The following is a 16,265-nucleotide window of genomic DNA, read 5'->3' on the forward strand; positions in this document are numbered from 1 at the left end:
TTGGGCACCCCCCCGGCTCAAAGCCTTGGAATCGATTGTTGCCATGGATTTTGTTGCGAGCGTTAATCATTTACTCAACTTTGTCGCTCCCGCGTTTTTTCTCGCGCTGGGTCTGGCGATCTGCGCCAGCTTATTCAAACAAAACAAGGCTGGATCCCAATCCTTCATTGCGCAAGTAGCTATCAATTTCATATTGGGTGTGGCGGTTTTGCTGGTCAGTCTCTGGTTGTTTTCACGCGACGGAAAGATGCTCGGCTATGCCGCGCTGGTCTGCACAAGTGCCTGCTGCCAGTGGGTGCTTTCCAGAGCCTGGCGCTGATTGGCGCAGCGGCCGGAAAGCTGTTTTGCGTGAAATCTTGATCTGACTCAAGAGTGCCTGTTGTATTCGCGCCAGTGTCTGGCCAGGCCTCAGTCGCTGACAGCCCTGGGCCCGGCCTGCTCCAGTATCCAGCTGCGAAACTGCTTTAAGGCCTCCGTGGGGGGGCGGCTGCCTTGCTGGCACAGAAAGTAGCCGCGCTCGATATGCACCGGCGCATTCAGCGCCAGAGCCACGCGCCCCGATGCCAGATCCTCTTCCACCAGACAGCGCTGCACCACGGCTGTGCCCATGCCTGCGGCCACGGCCTGCACCAGCAGGGCCACGGTCTCAAAGTCCGCGACTGGGACGGGGCAGGGCTGGCTCAGGCCCCGGGCCTGCATCCAGCTGGCCCAGTTTCCCGGGTAGTTGGTGTGGAACAGCAGCGGGCGGCTCAGCAGATCCTGCTCGCTGCGGATGGGGTTCGGTCCCTGCAGCTCGCGCGGGTGGCAGATGGGGATGAGGTCCCGGCCGATCACATATTCGGCCTCCACGCCCGCCGGCCATTGCTGGCTGCCGACGCGAATCCAGGCATCGATCTCCGGCGCATTGAGCGGATCGTCACGCCGGTAGGGCGCGAAGGACAGCATGATTTGCGGGTGGCGGCGGTTGAAGTCGGGCAGGCGCGGAATCAGCCAGTGGCTGAACAGCGTGGGAACGACCGACAGGCGCAACTGCGGCCCATGGCGGCGCCTGCGCGCGGCAGCCGATGCGGCTTCGATCGCCATCACGGCGGGCTCTATCGCCTGCAGATAGTCCTGGCCTGCCGCGGTGAGCGCGTTGCGTCTGCCCAGGCGCTCGAACAGGGCAAAGCCCAGATGCTCCTCAAGCCTGGCAATGGCTCGGCTGATGCCCCCCTGCGTCACATACAGCTCCTGCGCGGCGAGCGAGTAACTGCCCAGGCGGGCGGCTGCGGCAAAGGCGTGAAGTTCGGAGAGAGAGGGAGAGTGCATGCGCATGACGGCCTGAATTATGACGGCTGGTAATACTTGCGTGCCGTCTTGTCGCTTTTCGTGGGGCGGCCTGCGGCACAGAATGAAAAAAAGGTTGGAGTGCCAGGTTCTGCGCCCTTCGACCGACTCATAACCAGTCAAGGAGAAGCCGCATGGCTATTCGTCGTACCGTTCTGTCGTCCATTGCCGCCTGCGCCGCAGCTGCCGCGCTGTCCCCCGCGTTCGCTGCGAATGCCGCAGCGGACTACCCCAATCGCCCCATCCGCCTGATCGTGCCCTTTGGAGCCGGTGGCTCCACCGACATGGTGGCGCGCCTGCTGGCCGACAAGATGGGCCAGATACTGGGCAAGGCCGTGGTGGTGGACAACCGCGGTGGAGCCGGCGGCTCCATCGGCGCTTCGGAAATCGCCAAGGCGGCACCCGACGGCTACACCATCGGCATGGCCACGGTGTCCACCCATGGCTCCAATCCCGCCATCTTCCGCAAGCTGCCCTATGACGCGATCAAGGACTTTGCTCCCATCACCAATGTGATGAGCGTGCCCAGCGTGTTCGTCGTGAACGCCAGCGTGCCTGCCAAGACCATGAAGGAATTCATCGCGCTGGCCAAGGCCAACCCCGACAAGTACACCTTTGCCTCGCCGGGCACGGGTTCCCTGGGTCATGCCAATATCGAGAACTTCATGAATCTGGCTGGCATCCAGTTGCTGCACATTCCTTACAAGGGTGCGGGTCAGGCGATTACCGATGCGCTGGGCGGACAGGTCAATGCCATGACGGACAACCTGCCCTCGACCCTGCCGCATATCAAGGCCGGCCAGCTGCGTCCCCTGGCCGTGCTGGCGCTCAAGCGCAGCGATGTGCTGCCCGATGTGCCCACCTATACCGAGCTGGGCTACCCCCAGATGGGTGACGGCGGCTGGTTCGGCCTGGTGGCGCCCGCGGGCACACCCAAGCCTATCATCGACAAGCTCAATGCTGCGGCCCACAAGGTCATGGCTTCGCCCGACTATCTGGAAAAGCAGAAGTCCATCTCCGGTGAGTCCATGGGCAACACGCCCGAGCAGTTTGCCAAGCAGATCAAGACCGCGATCGAGCGCTACACGGCCGTGGCCAAGCGCGCCAATATCAAGCTGGACTGATGAAGACCGCAATGTCTGTGCCTGATTTTCTGCGAGCCAGACCGGCCGAGCCGGTGCTGGTGCACCCGGCCCGGGGCGAGGTTCTGCCCATAGTCTGCGACTCGCCGCACAGCGGCACGGCCTATCCCGAGGATTTCGGCGCCGTCGTGCCCATGAGTCTGCTGCGCCGCGGCGAGGACACGCATGTGGCTGCGCTCTGGGACCGCTGGCCCGAGTTTGGTGCCACCCTGCTGGAAGCGACGTTTCCGCGCACCTATGTCGATCCGAACCGCAACGAGTCCGATCTGGACCCTGCGCAGATCGAGGGCGAGTGGCCGGTGCCGCTGTCGCCCAGCATCAAGACCCAGCAGGGGTTGGGCCTGATCTGGCAGCGCATCAGCAAGGCCGGCGTGGCCACCCCCCTGTATGAGCGCAAGCGCACCGTGGCCGAAGTGCAGCACCGTATCGAGCGCTACTGGCGCCCCTATCACGCGGCGCTGGCGCAGGCCATCGGCGACAGCGTGGCTGGCTTCGGGGCCGTGTGGCACCTGAATCTGCACTCCATGCCCAACGACGTGTACCAGCGACTGGGGCGCAGCGATGCGCCGCCGCTGGCCGACTTCGTGCTGGGCGACCGCGACGGCACGACCTGCGCGCCCGAGTTCATCCATCTGGTGGGCGATACGCTCAAGGGCTTCGGCTACAGCGTGGCCTACAACGAGCCCTACAAGGGCGTGGAGCTGATCGGGCGCATAGGCCAGCCGCAGCTCAATCGCCACTCGATGCAGATCGAGATCCGTCGCCCCGTCTATATGGATGAGGATACGCGCGAACCGAATGCCGGCTTTGAGCCGCTGCGCACGCATTTTGCAGAGCTCATGCAGGTGCTGGCGGACTATGTGCGCCAGCAGATGGCCAGGGGCTGAAACCTGTGCGTCCTGTCAGGCCCGGCAATGCCGGGCTTTTTTTATGTCACGGCCAAATGTCAAAAAACTGTGGCTAGGATGCCGCGATTGAGGGATTCCTTATCGAAGCTGCTATCAGAATCAGTTACGCTCGCAGGCTGGTGTCATCGTATGTCTGATGTAACAACACGCGTCTAGGAATCGTACCGGAATGAAGTTCACTCCCATCGCAGCGCTGGTCATGTCGAGTCTGGCGGCCTTTGCCCAGAGCGCATCCGCGCAAACCGGTGCGGAAGGTCGCATGAATTTTTTGCGCGATTCCAGAGCCGCCACATCGGGCCCCCAGTTTGAATTCAGCCGTCTGCAATATGGCCCGCTGCCGATTGCAGGCTCGCGCGTGGCCTCCACGGCCGGTCCGCTTCAGGCGGCCGAGCGCGGCGATGCCAAGGCGCAGAACCAGCTGGGCGAAATGTATGTGCATGGACAGGGCGTGCCCCAGAATGCCGCCACCGCCGCACAATGGTTCCGCAAGGCCGCGGCCCAGGGACATGCGGGCGCCCAGAACAGTCTGGGTGCGCTGTACGCCAACGGTCAGGGCCTGCCGCAGAACTACCGCGAGGCTGCCCAGTGGTATGGCCGCGCGGCGCAGCAGAACAATGCCGTGGCCCAGTACAACCTGTCCCACCTCTATCAGGAAGGTCTGGGCGTGCCCCAGAGCTTCAGCACCGCAGCCCAGTGGCTGGAGAAATCTGCCGCTCAAGGCCATGTGACGGCCCAGTTCGAGCTGGGCCAGCGCTACCTCAAGGGCAATGGCGTGGCCGTGAATTACATGACGGCCGCCGACTGGTTCAAGAAAGCCGCCGATCAAGGCCATGCGGAAGCGCAGAACCAGCTGGGCTCCATGCTGTCCGACGGCGTGGGCGTGAAGCTGGACCCCGTGCAGGCCGCCCAGTGGCTGCAGCGCGCTGCCGAGCAGGGCGACGCCAGGGCCCAGAACAGCCTGGGCCGCATGTATATGGATGGTGTGGGTGTCCCGCGCGACTACAAGCTGGCGGCTTCCTGGTTCCAGAAGAGCGCCGAGCAGTGGAATGCCGACGGCCAGAACCATCTGGGTCGTCTGTATCTCTACGGTCTGGGTGTGGAGCAGAGCCCTGCCTATGCGGCGCAATGGTTCCAGCGCGCGGCTGACCAGAATCATGCCGATGCCCAGTACAACCTGGGCACCATCTATGCCGAAGGTCTGGGCACGCCCCAGAACTACGGCACGGCCCTGCAGTGGTATCAGAAGGCAGCCGAGCAAGGCCATGCTGCCGCCATCAACAACGTGGGCACCTTGTACGCCGAAGGTCGTGGCGTGCCGCAGAACTATGCGACGGCCATGCAGTGGTTCCGTCGCGCAGCCGACAAGGGCGATGCCTCGGCCCAGTTCAACCTGGCGCGACTGTATGCCGATGGCCAGGGCGGTGCCTCCAGCCCTGCTCAGGCGATGAAGTGGTACACCGCAGCGGCCGAGCAAGGTCATTCCGGTGCGCAGAACCGCCTGGGCGTGATGTACGCCGAAGGCCAGGGCGCTGCGCGCGACTACGGCAAGGCCGTGCAGTGGTATCAGCGTGCGGCCGAACAGGGCGACGCTGCGGCCCAGTACAACCTGGGCATGGTCTATGCACAGGGCCAGGGAGTGGCGCGTGACAATGCCAGGGCCTACTTCTGGTACAACCTGGCGGCCATGGAGCTGGGCGGCGATGCCGCCAAGCGCCGCGACGAAGCGGCCAACAAGCTCAGCATTGCCCAGGTGGCCGAGCAGCAGAACAAGGCCTTGGCCTGGCAACCCAAGCGCTGATTGCCACTTGGCACTCAGGCACCCAAGCGCTTCCCTCGAGAAGCGCTTTTTTATGCCGGCCGGCTCCCGCCATGGTTCAAATCATGGCTCGAATGCAGCTATCCAGCGCAGGCCGGCTACCGATCAGGTTGCTGGAGAGCGCCTTGTGCGGCCGATGATTTCTAAAACCAAGGAGACAACAATGAACAAGACTTCAATGAACATACTGGCCGGCCTGATGGCTGGCGCAGGCCTGCTTTTGTCCGCGGGCGCACAGGCTCAGGACGCCTTTCCGACCAAGCCGATTCGCATCGTGCTGGGCTTTCCCGCCGGCGGCCCGCTGGACCAGCATGCCCGTCTGCTGACTGACAAGCTGCAAGGCGTGCTCGGTCAGCCGCTGGTGGTGGATTACAAGCCCGGAGCGGGCGGCTCCGTGGGGGCGCAGGACGTGATGCGCTCGCCCGCAGACGGCTATACGCTGATGCTGGCCAATACCGGCGTGATGGTCATCAACCCTGCGCTCTACAGCAAGCTGCCCTACAACACGCTCAAGGATTTCACGCCGATTGCCCGCACCGCCATGCAGCCGCTGGCGCTGCTGGTCAACAACAAGGTGCCGGCCAAGACGCTGACCGAGTTCACGACCTATGCCAAGGCCAACCCCGGCAAGATCAACTTCGGCTCGGCCGGCAACGGCGGCATCAGCCATCTGGTGCCTGAGATGTTCAAGAGCGCCGCAGGCGTGGATCTGGTGCACATCCCCTACAAGGGCAGCGCGCCTGCGTTCACCGATCTGATTGGCGGTCAGGTGCAGTTCATGGCCGAGAGCATTCCGCAGGCGGCCGCCTATCACAAGCAGGGCAAGGTGCGCGCTCTGGCCGTGACCAGCAAGGAACGCAACCCCGCGCTGCCCGAAGTGCCGACCGCCATCGAGTCGGGCCTCAAGGGCTTCGAGGTGGTGGGCTTCTATGGCTTTCTCGCCCCTGCCGGCCTGCCCAAGGACGTGACGGCCAAGCTCAGCAACGCCTTCCAGCAGGTCATGAATCTGCCCGATGTGAAGAGCCGCATGGTGGAGCAGGGAGCCGATCCGGCCTTCCTCGGCTCTGAAGCCTTCGGCAAGTTCCTGGCCAGCGAGACGCCGCGTTGGGCGGCAGCCGTCAAGGCCTCCGGCACGAAACTGGATTGATCCCCTGAGGCCTTTCCTCGCTGTCCCTTTGCCGGGTCGCGTCAGTTCTTGATGCCTTTGAGCGCAAAAAAGCCCGGTCACTTTGGGTGGCCGGGCTTTGGTTTTGCTATGAGTATCGAAGCTGCTTGCGTTTGATTTGAAAGGAATTCGGCATTGATTGATGCTGAAATCTTTTGCAGATGTACGTTAGCAGCTCATGTCTCAGAGATGCGCGCCGCTCTGTGCAGGGCTGAACAGATCCACGCGGTCGGTGATGATGCCGTCCGTGCCCAGGTCGATCAGGCGCTGTGCCGCCCATTGGTCGTTGACGGTGTAGCTGCTGCAGTAGAGGCCTGCGCCATGCACCTTGGCCACCAGCTCGGGCGTCCACAGCGCATGGTTGAGCACCATGGCGCTGCAGTCCAGTTCCAGGGCCAGCGTCAGGTCGGCGTCGCCACTGGCGTCGGCCAGCTTGTCCACCAGCAGGCCACGCGGAATATGCGGTGCGGTCTCGCGGGCGCCCTTGAGCGATTCGGACTTGAACGAGGTGAACAGCGGCTGTACCTCGGCTTGCGGCCAGATACGGTTCATCAGCTCGCCGCAGGCACGGCCGGTTTCCAGCTCCTGGCCCGGAGTCGGCTTGATTTCCACATTCAGGTGCAGCTGGTTGGCCAGGCACCAGCGCGCCAGGGCCTCCAGCGTGGGCAGTGCTTCGCCCGCATAGGCACGTGAGTGCCAGCTGCCGGCGTCGAGCTGGGCGATCTCTCCCATGCTCAGTTCGCCACCAATGCCGTGGCCGTTGGTGGTGCGCTCCAGCGTGGCGTCATGCATCAGAAACAGCACGCCGTCCTGGCTGAGCTTGGCATCGCATTCAAAGAAGCGGTAGCCATGTTGCGCGCCCAGACGGAAGGCGCTCATGGTGTTCTCAGGTGCCAGCTTGCCGGCGCCGCGGTGGGCCACCCAACGGGGGTAGGGCCAGGGTTTCAAAGCATTCGTCATAGTGAGTCCAACAAAGTTTGCGGCTTCATACTTCAGGGTAGCTTTGGGCGCGTCGATGAGAACTGGCGCAACCCATCTCAGAGACACCGAGCAAGAGCCGCCTTGCGGCGAAGGTGTCGTCCCCCTCCCGCGTAGCGAGAGAGGGGGAAGCGGCGAAGCCGCTCAGGGGGTGTTTCGATTTAGGCCCGTTTGCCGGTTTCGGCGTTGAACCAGTGCAGGCGGTCTTCGCGCGCCGAGATGCGGGCCGTGTCACCGGGCTTGGGATAGGGCTTGCCTTCTTCCACACGCACGGTGACGTCTTCGTCGCCCACCTTGCCGTAGAGCAGGCGTTCGGCGCCCAGCAGTTCCACGGTCTGGACCTTGAACTCCACACCGCCGGCTTCCACCAGGTCAATGTGCTCGGGGCGGATGCCAAGGATCATGCCGGGCTTGCCGTTGGGCGAGTGCTTGAGCAGGTTCATGGGAGGCGAGCCGATGAAACCCGCCACAAAGGTGGAGGCGGGCGTGTGATAGACCTCTTCGGGCGTGCCGAACTGCTCCACATTGCCGCCGTTCATCACCACCATGCGCTGGGCCAGGGTCATGGCCTCGACCTGATCGTGGGTCACGAACAGGCTGGTGATGCCCAGCTCGGCATGCAGCTTCTGGATTTCCAGGCGGGTCTGGCCGCGCAGCTTGGCGTCCAGATTGGACAGGGGTTCGTCGAACAGGAACACCTGGGGCTGGCGCACGATGGCGCGGCCCATGGCCACGCGCTGGCGCTGGCCGCCAGAGAGCTGGCGCGGCTTGCGGTCCAGCAGATGGCTCAGCTCCAGAATCTTGGCAGCCTTGTCCACGCGGCGCTTGATCTCGTCCTCGGGCACCTTGGCGAGCTTCAGGCCGTAGGCCATGTTCTCGTAGTTGCTCATGTGGGGGTAGAGCGCGTAGTTCTGGAACACCATGGCGATATTGCGCTTGGCAGGCTCCAGGTCGTTGACCTTGTTGCTGCCGATCAGCAGGTCGCCATCGGTGATTTCTTCCAGGCCCGCGATCATGCGCAGCAGGGTGGACTTGCCGCAGCCCGAGGGGCCGACCAGCACGATGAATTCGCCGTCCTTGATTTCGACGTTGATGCCGTGAATGACGGGCACAGCAGACTTGCCGGTGCCGTAACGCTTGATGATGTTCTTCAGAGAGATGGATGCCATGACAGGTCTTCCAAGTATTCGTTCAATGGGGCAAAAGGCGGGATGGGTCGTGGTCGAGGCTTATTTCTCGGTATCCACCAGACCCTTCACAAACCACTTTTGCATCAGCATCACCACGGCCGTAGGCGGCAGCATGGCCAGGATGGCAGTGGCCATCACAATGTTCCAGTCGACGCTGGCGTCGCCGCCGCCGCCCAGCATGCTCTTGATACCGACGACCACGGGGTACATGTCTTCCGAGGTGGTCATGAGAAGAGGCCACAGGTACTGGTTCCAGCCATAGATGAACTGGATCACGAACAGTGCGGCAATCGAGGTCTTGGACAAGGGCACCAGAATGTCCTTGAAAAAGCGCATGGGGCCGGCGCCGTCGATGCGGGCGGCTTCCACCAGTTCGTCCGGCACGCTCAGGAAGAACTGGCGGAACAGGAAGGTGGCGGTGGCGGAGGCGATCAGCGGCAGGGACAGGCCGGCGTAGCTGTTGAGCAGGCCCAGTTCTGCCACAACCTTGTAGGTGGGCAGAATGCGCACTTCCACGGGCAGCATCAGCGTCACGAAGATGGCCCAAAAGCACAGCATCTTGAAGGGGAAGCGGAAGTAGACGATGGCAAAGGCCGAGAGCAGCGAAATCGCGATCTTGCCCACGGTGATGATCATGGCCACGACAAAGCTCACCCACATCATCTGCACGACGTTGGTGTTGGAGCCCAGTTTGCCCGAGCCCACCAGGGCTTCCTTGTAGTTTTCCCACAGGTGGGTGCCGGGCAGCAGAGGCATGGGTGCCTGCACGATCTCGCTGGCTGTGTGGGTGGAGGCGACCAGTGCCAGGTACAGCGGGAAGGCGACGATGGCCACGCCGAGAATCAGTACGGCGTGGGAGAAGAAATTAAGCCAGGGATTGCGATCGACCATGATCAGTACTGCACTTTCTTTTCAACATAGCGGAACTGGATCACGGTCAGCACGACAACAATCAGCATCAGGATCACGGACTGGGCTGCCGAGCCGCCCAGGTCCAGCGCCTTGAAGCCGTCCAGATAGACCTTGTAGACCAGAATCGATGTCGACTGGCCGGGGCCACCATGGGTGGCTGCGTCGATGATGCCGAAGGTGTCAAAGAAGGCGTAGACGATGTTGATCACCAGCAGGAAGAAGGTGGTGGGCGAGAGCAGCGGCAGCTGGATGTTCCAGAAGCGGCGCCATGGGCCGGCACCGTCGATGGATGCGGCTTCGATCAGCGCCTTGGGGATGGACTGCAGGCCCGCAAGGAAGAACAGGAAGTTGTAGGAGATCTGTTTCCACACCGAGGCCAGCACGATCAGCGTCATGGCCTGGTTTTCGTTCATCAGATGGTTCCAGGTATAGCCTAGCTTGTTCAGGAGATACGCCACCACACCGATGGAGGGCGAGAACATGAAGACCCACAGCACGCCCGCAATCACGGGTGCCACTGCATAGGGGATGATCAACAAGGTCTTGTAGACCATGGCGAAGCGCACGATGCGATCCGCAAAGATGGCCAAGGCCAATGAGGTGGCAATGCCAAGACCAGCGACGAGCACGGAAAACAGGGCTGTACGCTTGAAGGAATTCAGATAGGTGGGGTCGGAGAAGATCTGCCGGAAATTGTCAAACCCCACCCATTCGGTGCTCATGCCGAACGCGTCTTCCATCTGGAATGACTGGAGGACAGCCTGACCAGCGGGCCAGAAAAAGAAGATACCGATGATCAGTAGCTGGGGGGCGATCAGCACCCAGGGCAGCCACTTGGATCGGAAAAGAACGCGTTTTTCCATGAGGAGTTACAAATAAAAAAACCGCCGGAGCCTGGGTGCAGTCAACGGGGTATTTGGGGGTGCAGAGCCTTGTTTGAAGGCCCCGCAGGCCTTGGCGGCACCCTTGCGGGTGCCTGGAGGGTTTACTGTTTGTAGGAGCGCTCGAAGCGAGCCAGCAGTTCGTTGCCACGGCTCACGATGGAGTCCAGCGCCTGCTTGCCGGTCTTCTTGCCAGCCCACACCTGTTCGAGTTCTTCGTCCTCGATGGTGCGGATCTGCACATAGTTGCCCAGACGGATGCCGCGCGAGTTGTCGGTCACCTTGCGGATCATCTGTGTCACGGCGGTGTCGGTGCCGGGGTGCTTGGCGTAGAAGCCGGACTTCTCGGTCAGGTCATAGGCAGCCATGGTCACGGGCAGGTAGCCGGTGCGCTGGTGCGAAGCGGCCTGCACCTTGGTCTGCGACAGGAACTCGAAGAACTTGGCCACGCCCTTGTACTCTTCGGCCTTCTTGCCGGCCATGACCCACAGCGAAGCGCCGCCGATCACGGTGTTCTGGGGAGCGCCCTTGACATCGGGATAGTAGGGCAGGGGAGCCAGGGCGTAGTTGAACTTGGCGTTCTTGGCCACATCGCCGTAGAAGCCGGACGAAGTCTGGATCATGGCGCATTCACCGGCGGTGAACGAAGCCTGGGAAGTGGAGGCACGACCCTTGTAGACAAACTCGCCAGCCTTGGCTGCTGCGGCCAGGTTGTCGATGTGCTTGACGTGCAGAGGCGAGTTGATCTTCATGCGCGCCTTGTAGCCGTTGGCGCTCAGACCGTTGTGCTCGGTGGCGAATTCCACGTTGTGCCAGGTGGAGAAGGACTCCAGCTGGGTCCAGCCTTGCCATGCCAGGGTCATGGGGCAGCTGTGGCCGCTTTCCTTGAGCTTCTTGGCGGCAGCAAAGACTTCGGGCCAGGTCTTGGGGGCGACGTCGGGGTTCAGGCCGGCCTTCTTGAAGGCGTCCTTGTTGTAGTAGAAGATGGTTGTCGAGCTGTTGAAGGGGAAGCTCAGCATCTGGCCGTTGGGGGCCGTGTAGTAACCGGCCACGGCGGGGATATAGGCCTTGGGGTCGAAGGCGACGCCCGCGTCCTGCATCACCTTGCCCACGGGCACGGTCGCGCCCTTGGAAGCCATCATGGTGGCGGTACCCACTTCAAACACCTGCAGGATGTGAGGGGCGTTGCCCGAGCGGAAGGCTGCAATCGCGGCTGTCATGGATTCGTCGTACACGCCCTTGAACGTGGGAACGACCTTGTAATCCTTCTGGCTTTCGTTGAACTGCTTGGCCAGGTCATTGACCCACTCGTTATTCACGGCAGTCATCGAGTGCCACCATTGGATTTCGGTGACGGCTTGTGCCGAGAAAGTAGTAGCGGCGACGGCGGCGGCCATGGCCAGTTGCTTGAATTGCATGAAGGCTCCTCTAACGATCGTTGACGAAATATGCGGTGATGCACACTAAGTCATCCGTATGACATATGGATGTCATTGTTTGCATGGGCAACGCGCCGCACCATGGGCAGAACCCGCAGTCACAAGCCTTTGTATGACGATCCGGTGACATCTGATGGTGCGCGAAGCTGCGCCATTCTAGGTCAACGGCATTTCGTTTGTTGTTGGTAGTCTTTCGTATTGAGTTGTTTTTGATTCGGAAATGTATGATTTTTGTCTAAATAGCCTATGAAAGATTCATCTACCATTGGGCTGCATGCAGCGGTGAACGGGTTCGCAGCGCCTTTGTGCACTGTCATTCAGCGAATCGCCTGGGAAATGCCGGTGGGGCTTGCTGCTTTGGCGATAGCAGGGCTGGCCACTCAGAACCCATAGCAAAGCATGGCTGAGCCGCCGTCGCTTAAAATCGTCATCCCACTGGCTTAGGGGCGCCACACAGAGGGCGCCCGACACGGTCTACCCCCATGAATGTACCGATTGCGTTGGCTGCCGCCCTCCAGGCCCAGGCTGCCGAACCCGCACGACTGCGCGAGATTCCCTATAACTACACATCGTTCTCTGACCGTGAGATTGTGATTCGTCTGTTGGGCTCATCCATGTGGGATGTGCTCAATCAGCTGCGTCAGGAACGCCGTACCGGCCGATCCGCCCGCATGCTCTACGAAGTGCTGGGGGATATCTGGGTTGTGCAGCGCAATCCCTATCTTCAGGACGACCTGATCCACAACCCTGACCGCCGCAAGTCGCTGGTCGAGGCGCTGGAGCATCGCCTGGCCGAGATCGACAAGCGCCGCGAGCCCAACGAGGATGCGCTGCGCGATCAGCTGGTGGGTCAACTGGTGGAAGCGGCCCATCGCGCCGTGCATGAATTCAACGCCACTTTTGTCGAGGCCGAGCAGCTGCGCCGTCGCGCGCAGAAGACGCTGCGTCGCTATACCGCCAAGGACAACATCAAGTTTGACGGCCTGTCGCGCGTGGCCCATGTGACCGACGCGACCGACTGGCGCGTCGAGTACCCGTTTGTGGTGCTAACACCCGATACCGAAGCCGAGATGGCCGGCCTGGTCAAGGGCTGTATCGAGCTGGGTCTGACCATCATTCCGCGCGGAGGCGGTACCGGCTATACGGGTGGCGCCATTCCTTTGACCTGGCGCTCGGTGGTCATCAACACCGAGAAGCTGGAGGCGCTGACCGAAGTCGAGATGCGCATGATTCCCGGCGTGGATCACGAAGTGCCCACCATCTACTCCGAAGCCGGTGTGGTGACCCAGCGTGTGGCCGATGCGGCCGAGCGCGGCGGCTTTGTGTTTGCCGTGGATCCGACCTCCATCGAGGCCTCCTGCATAGGCGGCAATATCGCCATGAACGCGGGCGGTAAAAAGGCCGTGCTCTGGGGGACTGCCCTGGACAATCTGGTGTCCTGGCGCATGGTCACGCCCGATGCGCAATGGCTGGAGGTCACGCGCCTGGATCACAACCTCGGCAAGATCCATGATGCCGAGATGGCCTGCTTCGAACTGAAGTACTTCGAGGCGGACGGCAAGACCCATGTGCGCACCGAGCGCCTGGACATCCCCGGTCACACCTTCCGCAAGGAAGGCCTGGGCAAGGACGTGACCGACAAATTCCTCTCGGGTCTGCCCGGCATCCAGAAGGAAGGCACGGACGGCCTGATCACCAGCGCGCGCTGGGTGGTGCACCGCATGCCGGCGCATACGCGTACCGTTTGCATGGAATTCTTCGGCAATGCCAAGGATGCCGTGCCCTCCATCGTCGAGATCAAGGACTATATGTTCGCCGAGCAAAAGCGCTCGGGCGTGCTGCTGGCCGGCCTTGAACACCTGGACGATCGCTACCTCAAGGCCGTGGGCTACGCGACCAAGAGCAAGAAGGGCAATGGCCGTCTGCCCAAGATGGTGCTGCTGGGCGATATCGCCGGTGACGATGCCGACGAAGTGGCACGCGTGGCTGCCGAGGTGGTGCGCATTGCCAATTCGCGCAACGGCGAAGGCTTTACCGCCGTCAGCGCCGAGGCACGCAAGAAATTCTGGCTGGACCGCAAGCGCACGGCAGCGATCTCACGCCACACCAACGCCTTCAAGATCAACGAAGACGTGGTGATTCCGCTGCCGCGCATGGCCGAGTACACAGATGGCATCGAGCGCATCAATATCGAGCTGTCGCTGCGCAACAAGCTCAAGCTCTGCGACGAGCTGAGCGGCTTCTTCAAGCACTCCGATCTGCCCCTGGGCAAGAGCGACGATGCCGGCGACATCCCCAGTGCCGAACTGCTGGAAGACCGCGTGCAGCAGGCCCTGGCGCTGGTGGCTGAGGTGCGCGAGCTCTGGCAGGGCTGGCTGGACGGCGTGGCCACGCTGTTCCCCGAGCTGCAGGATCACCGCCTGCGTGCGAGTTGGAAGACCCAGCTCAAGGAGCCGCTGTCCAAGATTTTTGCGGGCGTTGCCTTCCAGCCGCTGCGCGAGTCCGTCAACGAGATTCACCAGACTGTGCTCAAGGGGCGCGTCTGGGTGGCCCTGCACATGCATGCCGGCGACGGCAATGTGCACACCAACATCCCCGTCAACTCCGATGACTATGAAATGCTGCAGACCGCGCACGAAGCCGTGGCCCGCATCATGGAGCTGGCGCGCAGCCTCGATGGCGTGATCTCGGGTGAGCACGGCATCGGCATCACCAAGCTGGAATTCCTCTCGGATGCCGAGCTGGCACCGTTTGCCGATTACAAGAAGCGTGTGGACCCCGAAGGCCGCTTCAACAAGGGCAAGCTGATCCGCAACGAAGAATGGGATGCCCTGGCGCACCAGAGTCACGACGGTCGCTCGCCGCGCGAGTCGCTGATGTTTGCCGATCTGACCAATGCCTACACGCCCAGCTTCGGCCTGATGGGTTATGAATCCATCATCATGCAGCAGTCGGACATCGGCGCCATCGCCAACTCCGTCAAGGACTGCCTGCGCTGCGGCAAGTGCAAGCCCGTGTGCGCCACCCATGTGCCGCGTGCCAATCTGCTGTACTCGCCGCGCAACAAGATCCTGGCCACCTCGCTGCTGGTGGAGGCCTTCCTCTACGAAGAGCAGACACGCCGTGGCGTGTCCATCAAGCACTGGCAGGAATTCGAAGACGTGGCCGACCATTGCACGGTCTGCCACAAGTGCTTCAATCCCTGCCCGGTCAAGATCGACTTTGGCGACGTGACCATGAATATGCGCAACCTGCTGCGCAAGATGGACAAGAAGAGCTTCCGTCCCGGCAACAAGCTGGCCATGGCCATGCTCAATGCCACCAACCCCGACACCATCAAGTTCATGCGCACGGCCATGGTGGGCGTGGGCTTCAAGGCCCAGCGCCTGGCGGCCGACGTGCTGGGGGCTGTCGCCAAGAAGCAGACCGCGCATCCACCCGCATCGGTGGGCACGGCTCCCATCAAGGAGCAGGTGATTCACTTCATCAACAAGAAGCTGCCCGGTGGTCTGCCCACCAAGACGGCGCGCGCCTTGCTGGACATCGAGGACAAGGACTACGTGCCCATCATCCGCGATCCGCAGGCCACCAAGTCGGACACCGAGGCGGTGTTCTACTTCCCCGGCTGTGGCTCGGAGCGCCTGTTCAGCCAGGTGGGTCTGGCCACGCAGGCCATGCTCTGGCATGCCGGCGTGCAGACCGTGCTGCCGCCCGGTTATCTGTGCTGCGGCTATCCCCAGCGCGGTTCGGGCCAGTTCGACAAGGCCGAGAAGATGATCACGGACAACCGTGTGCTCTTCCACCGTGTGGCGACCACGCTCAACTATCTGGACATCAAGACCGTGGTGGTGAGCTGCGGTACCTGCTATGACCAGTTGCAGGGCTACCAGTTCGACAAGATCTTCCCCGGCTGCCGCATCATCGACATCCACGAATATCTGCTCGAAAAAGGCATCACGCTGCAGAACAAGGGTGCTTACCTGTACCACGACCCCTGCCATACGCCCATGAAGCAGCAGGACCCGATGAAGACCGTCAAGGCCTTGATGGGCGACAACGTGCTCAAGAGCGAGCGCTGCTGCGGCGAGTCGGGCACGCTGGGCGTGACGCGTCCCGACATCTCCACGCAGATCCGTTTCCGCAAGACCGAGGAGATCCGCAAGGGCGAGGCCGCATTGCGCGACAACGGTCAGCTGGGTGCCCAGGACAACGTCAAGATCCTGACCAGCTGCCCCAGTTGCCTGCAGGGCCTGAGCCGCTATGGCAATGACCTGAACAACGGTCTGCTCGAAGCCGACTACATCGTGGTCGAGATGGCGCGCGACATCCTGGGCGAAAACTGGATGGCCGAGTATGTCAATCGCGCCAACCAGGGCGGCATCGAGCGCGTGCTGGTGTGATGCCCCCTGAGTCGCTTCGCGCCGGGACGACGCCCTCGGCGCGGGGCGGTGCGGCCGGCATAGGCCCTTCCTCGGTGTCTCCGGCCTGGGCCGGGGTCACATCGCAGT

12 protein-coding genes are annotated in these 16,265 nt (G+C 62.2%); 6 read left to right on the forward strand and 6 right to left on the reverse strand.

The window, feature by feature from the left end; translation table 11 throughout:
* Window positions 1-25 precede the first annotated feature (25 nt).
* Window positions 26-319, forward strand: coding sequence for a hypothetical protein (locus CTR2_RS04030; protein WP_409021370.1), 294 nt, complete (start codon window positions 26-28; stop codon window positions 317-319).
* An 89-nt stretch (window positions 320-408) separates the two neighbouring features.
* Here the strand turns inward: CTR2_RS04030 and CTR2_RS04035 are convergent, their stop codons facing one another.
* Window positions 409-1,314 carry a LysR substrate-binding domain-containing protein gene (locus tag CTR2_RS04035; RefSeq protein WP_087084986.1) on the reverse strand — a complete coding sequence of 302 codons (906 nt, stop codon included), beginning with the start codon at window positions 1,312-1,314 and terminating at the stop codon, window positions 409-411.
* Between the two features lie 146 nt (window positions 1,315-1,460).
* Between CTR2_RS04035 and CTR2_RS04040 the strand changes: the two genes are divergently transcribed.
* The 4 genes from CTR2_RS04040 (at window position 1,461) to CTR2_RS04055 (ending at window position 6,339) form a co-directional block, all read left to right on the forward strand.
* Complete coding sequence (locus CTR2_RS04040; RefSeq protein WP_003058506.1) at window positions 1,461-2,450, forward strand: tripartite tricarboxylate transporter substrate binding protein BugE; 990 nt, start codon at window positions 1,461-1,463, stop codon at window positions 2,448-2,450.
* An 11-nt stretch (window positions 2,451-2,461) separates the two neighbouring features.
* A complete protein-coding gene (locus CTR2_RS04045) occupies window positions 2,462-3,355 on the forward strand; it encodes an N-formylglutamate amidohydrolase (RefSeq protein ID WP_087085250.1) in 894 nt (297 codons plus the stop codon).
* 190 nt (window positions 3,356-3,545) lie between these two features.
* Window positions 3,546-5,174: an SEL1-like repeat protein gene (locus tag CTR2_RS04050; protein WP_087084985.1), complete on the forward strand. Its 1,629-nt coding sequence runs from the start codon at window positions 3,546-3,548 to the stop codon at window positions 5,172-5,174.
* 181 nt (window positions 5,175-5,355) lie between these two features.
* Window positions 5,356-6,339 (forward strand): Bug family tripartite tricarboxylate transporter substrate binding protein, encoded by a 984-nt coding sequence (locus CTR2_RS04055; protein WP_254913448.1) that lies wholly within the window; start codon window positions 5,356-5,358, stop codon window positions 6,337-6,339.
* A gap of 201 nt (window positions 6,340-6,540) precedes the next feature.
* Here CTR2_RS04055 and ugpQ read toward each other — a convergent pair whose 3' ends face one another.
* The 5 genes from ugpQ to ugpB all read right to left on the reverse strand — a co-directional run bounded on the left by ugpQ (window position 6,541) and on the right by ugpB (window position 11,736).
* Complete coding sequence (gene ugpQ / locus CTR2_RS04060; RefSeq protein ID WP_087084983.1) at window positions 6,541-7,317, reverse strand: glycerophosphodiester phosphodiesterase; 777 nt, start codon at window positions 7,315-7,317, stop codon at window positions 6,541-6,543.
* Window positions 7,318-7,496: 179 nt separating this feature from the next.
* On the reverse strand, window positions 7,497-8,504 hold the full coding sequence (locus CTR2_RS04065; RefSeq protein WP_087084981.1) for a sn-glycerol-3-phosphate import ATP-binding protein UgpC: 1,008 nt from the start codon (window positions 8,502-8,504) through the stop codon (window positions 7,497-7,499).
* 60 nt (window positions 8,505-8,564) lie between these two features.
* Window positions 8,565-9,416 (reverse strand): sn-glycerol-3-phosphate ABC transporter permease UgpE, encoded by an 852-nt coding sequence (ugpE, locus tag CTR2_RS04070; protein WP_034364528.1) that lies wholly within the window; start codon window positions 9,414-9,416, stop codon window positions 8,565-8,567.
* Window positions 9,417-9,418: 2 nt separating this feature from the next.
* Window positions 9,419-10,300 (reverse strand): sn-glycerol-3-phosphate ABC transporter permease UgpA, encoded by an 882-nt coding sequence (gene ugpA, locus CTR2_RS04075; RefSeq protein WP_087084980.1) that lies wholly within the window; start codon window positions 10,298-10,300, stop codon window positions 9,419-9,421.
* 122 nt (window positions 10,301-10,422) lie between these two features.
* On the reverse strand, window positions 10,423-11,736 hold the full coding sequence (gene ugpB, locus CTR2_RS04080) for a sn-glycerol-3-phosphate ABC transporter substrate-binding protein UgpB (RefSeq protein WP_003073957.1): 1,314 nt from the start codon (window positions 11,734-11,736) through the stop codon (window positions 10,423-10,425).
* Window positions 11,737-12,239: 503 nt separating this feature from the next.
* On the opposite strand from ugpB, the gene CTR2_RS04085 reads away from it, so the two are divergent.
* Window positions 12,240-16,157 (forward strand): DUF3683 domain-containing protein, encoded by a 3,918-nt coding sequence (locus tag CTR2_RS04085; protein ID WP_087084979.1) that lies wholly within the window; start codon window positions 12,240-12,242, stop codon window positions 16,155-16,157.
* Window positions 16,158-16,265: the final 108 nt, after the last annotated feature.

Origin of the sequence: Comamonas thiooxydans (assembly GCF_002157685.2) — a bacterium.
In the GTDB taxonomy this organism is placed as follows: domain Bacteria; phylum Pseudomonadota; class Gammaproteobacteria; order Burkholderiales; family Burkholderiaceae_C; genus Comamonas; species Comamonas testosteroni_H.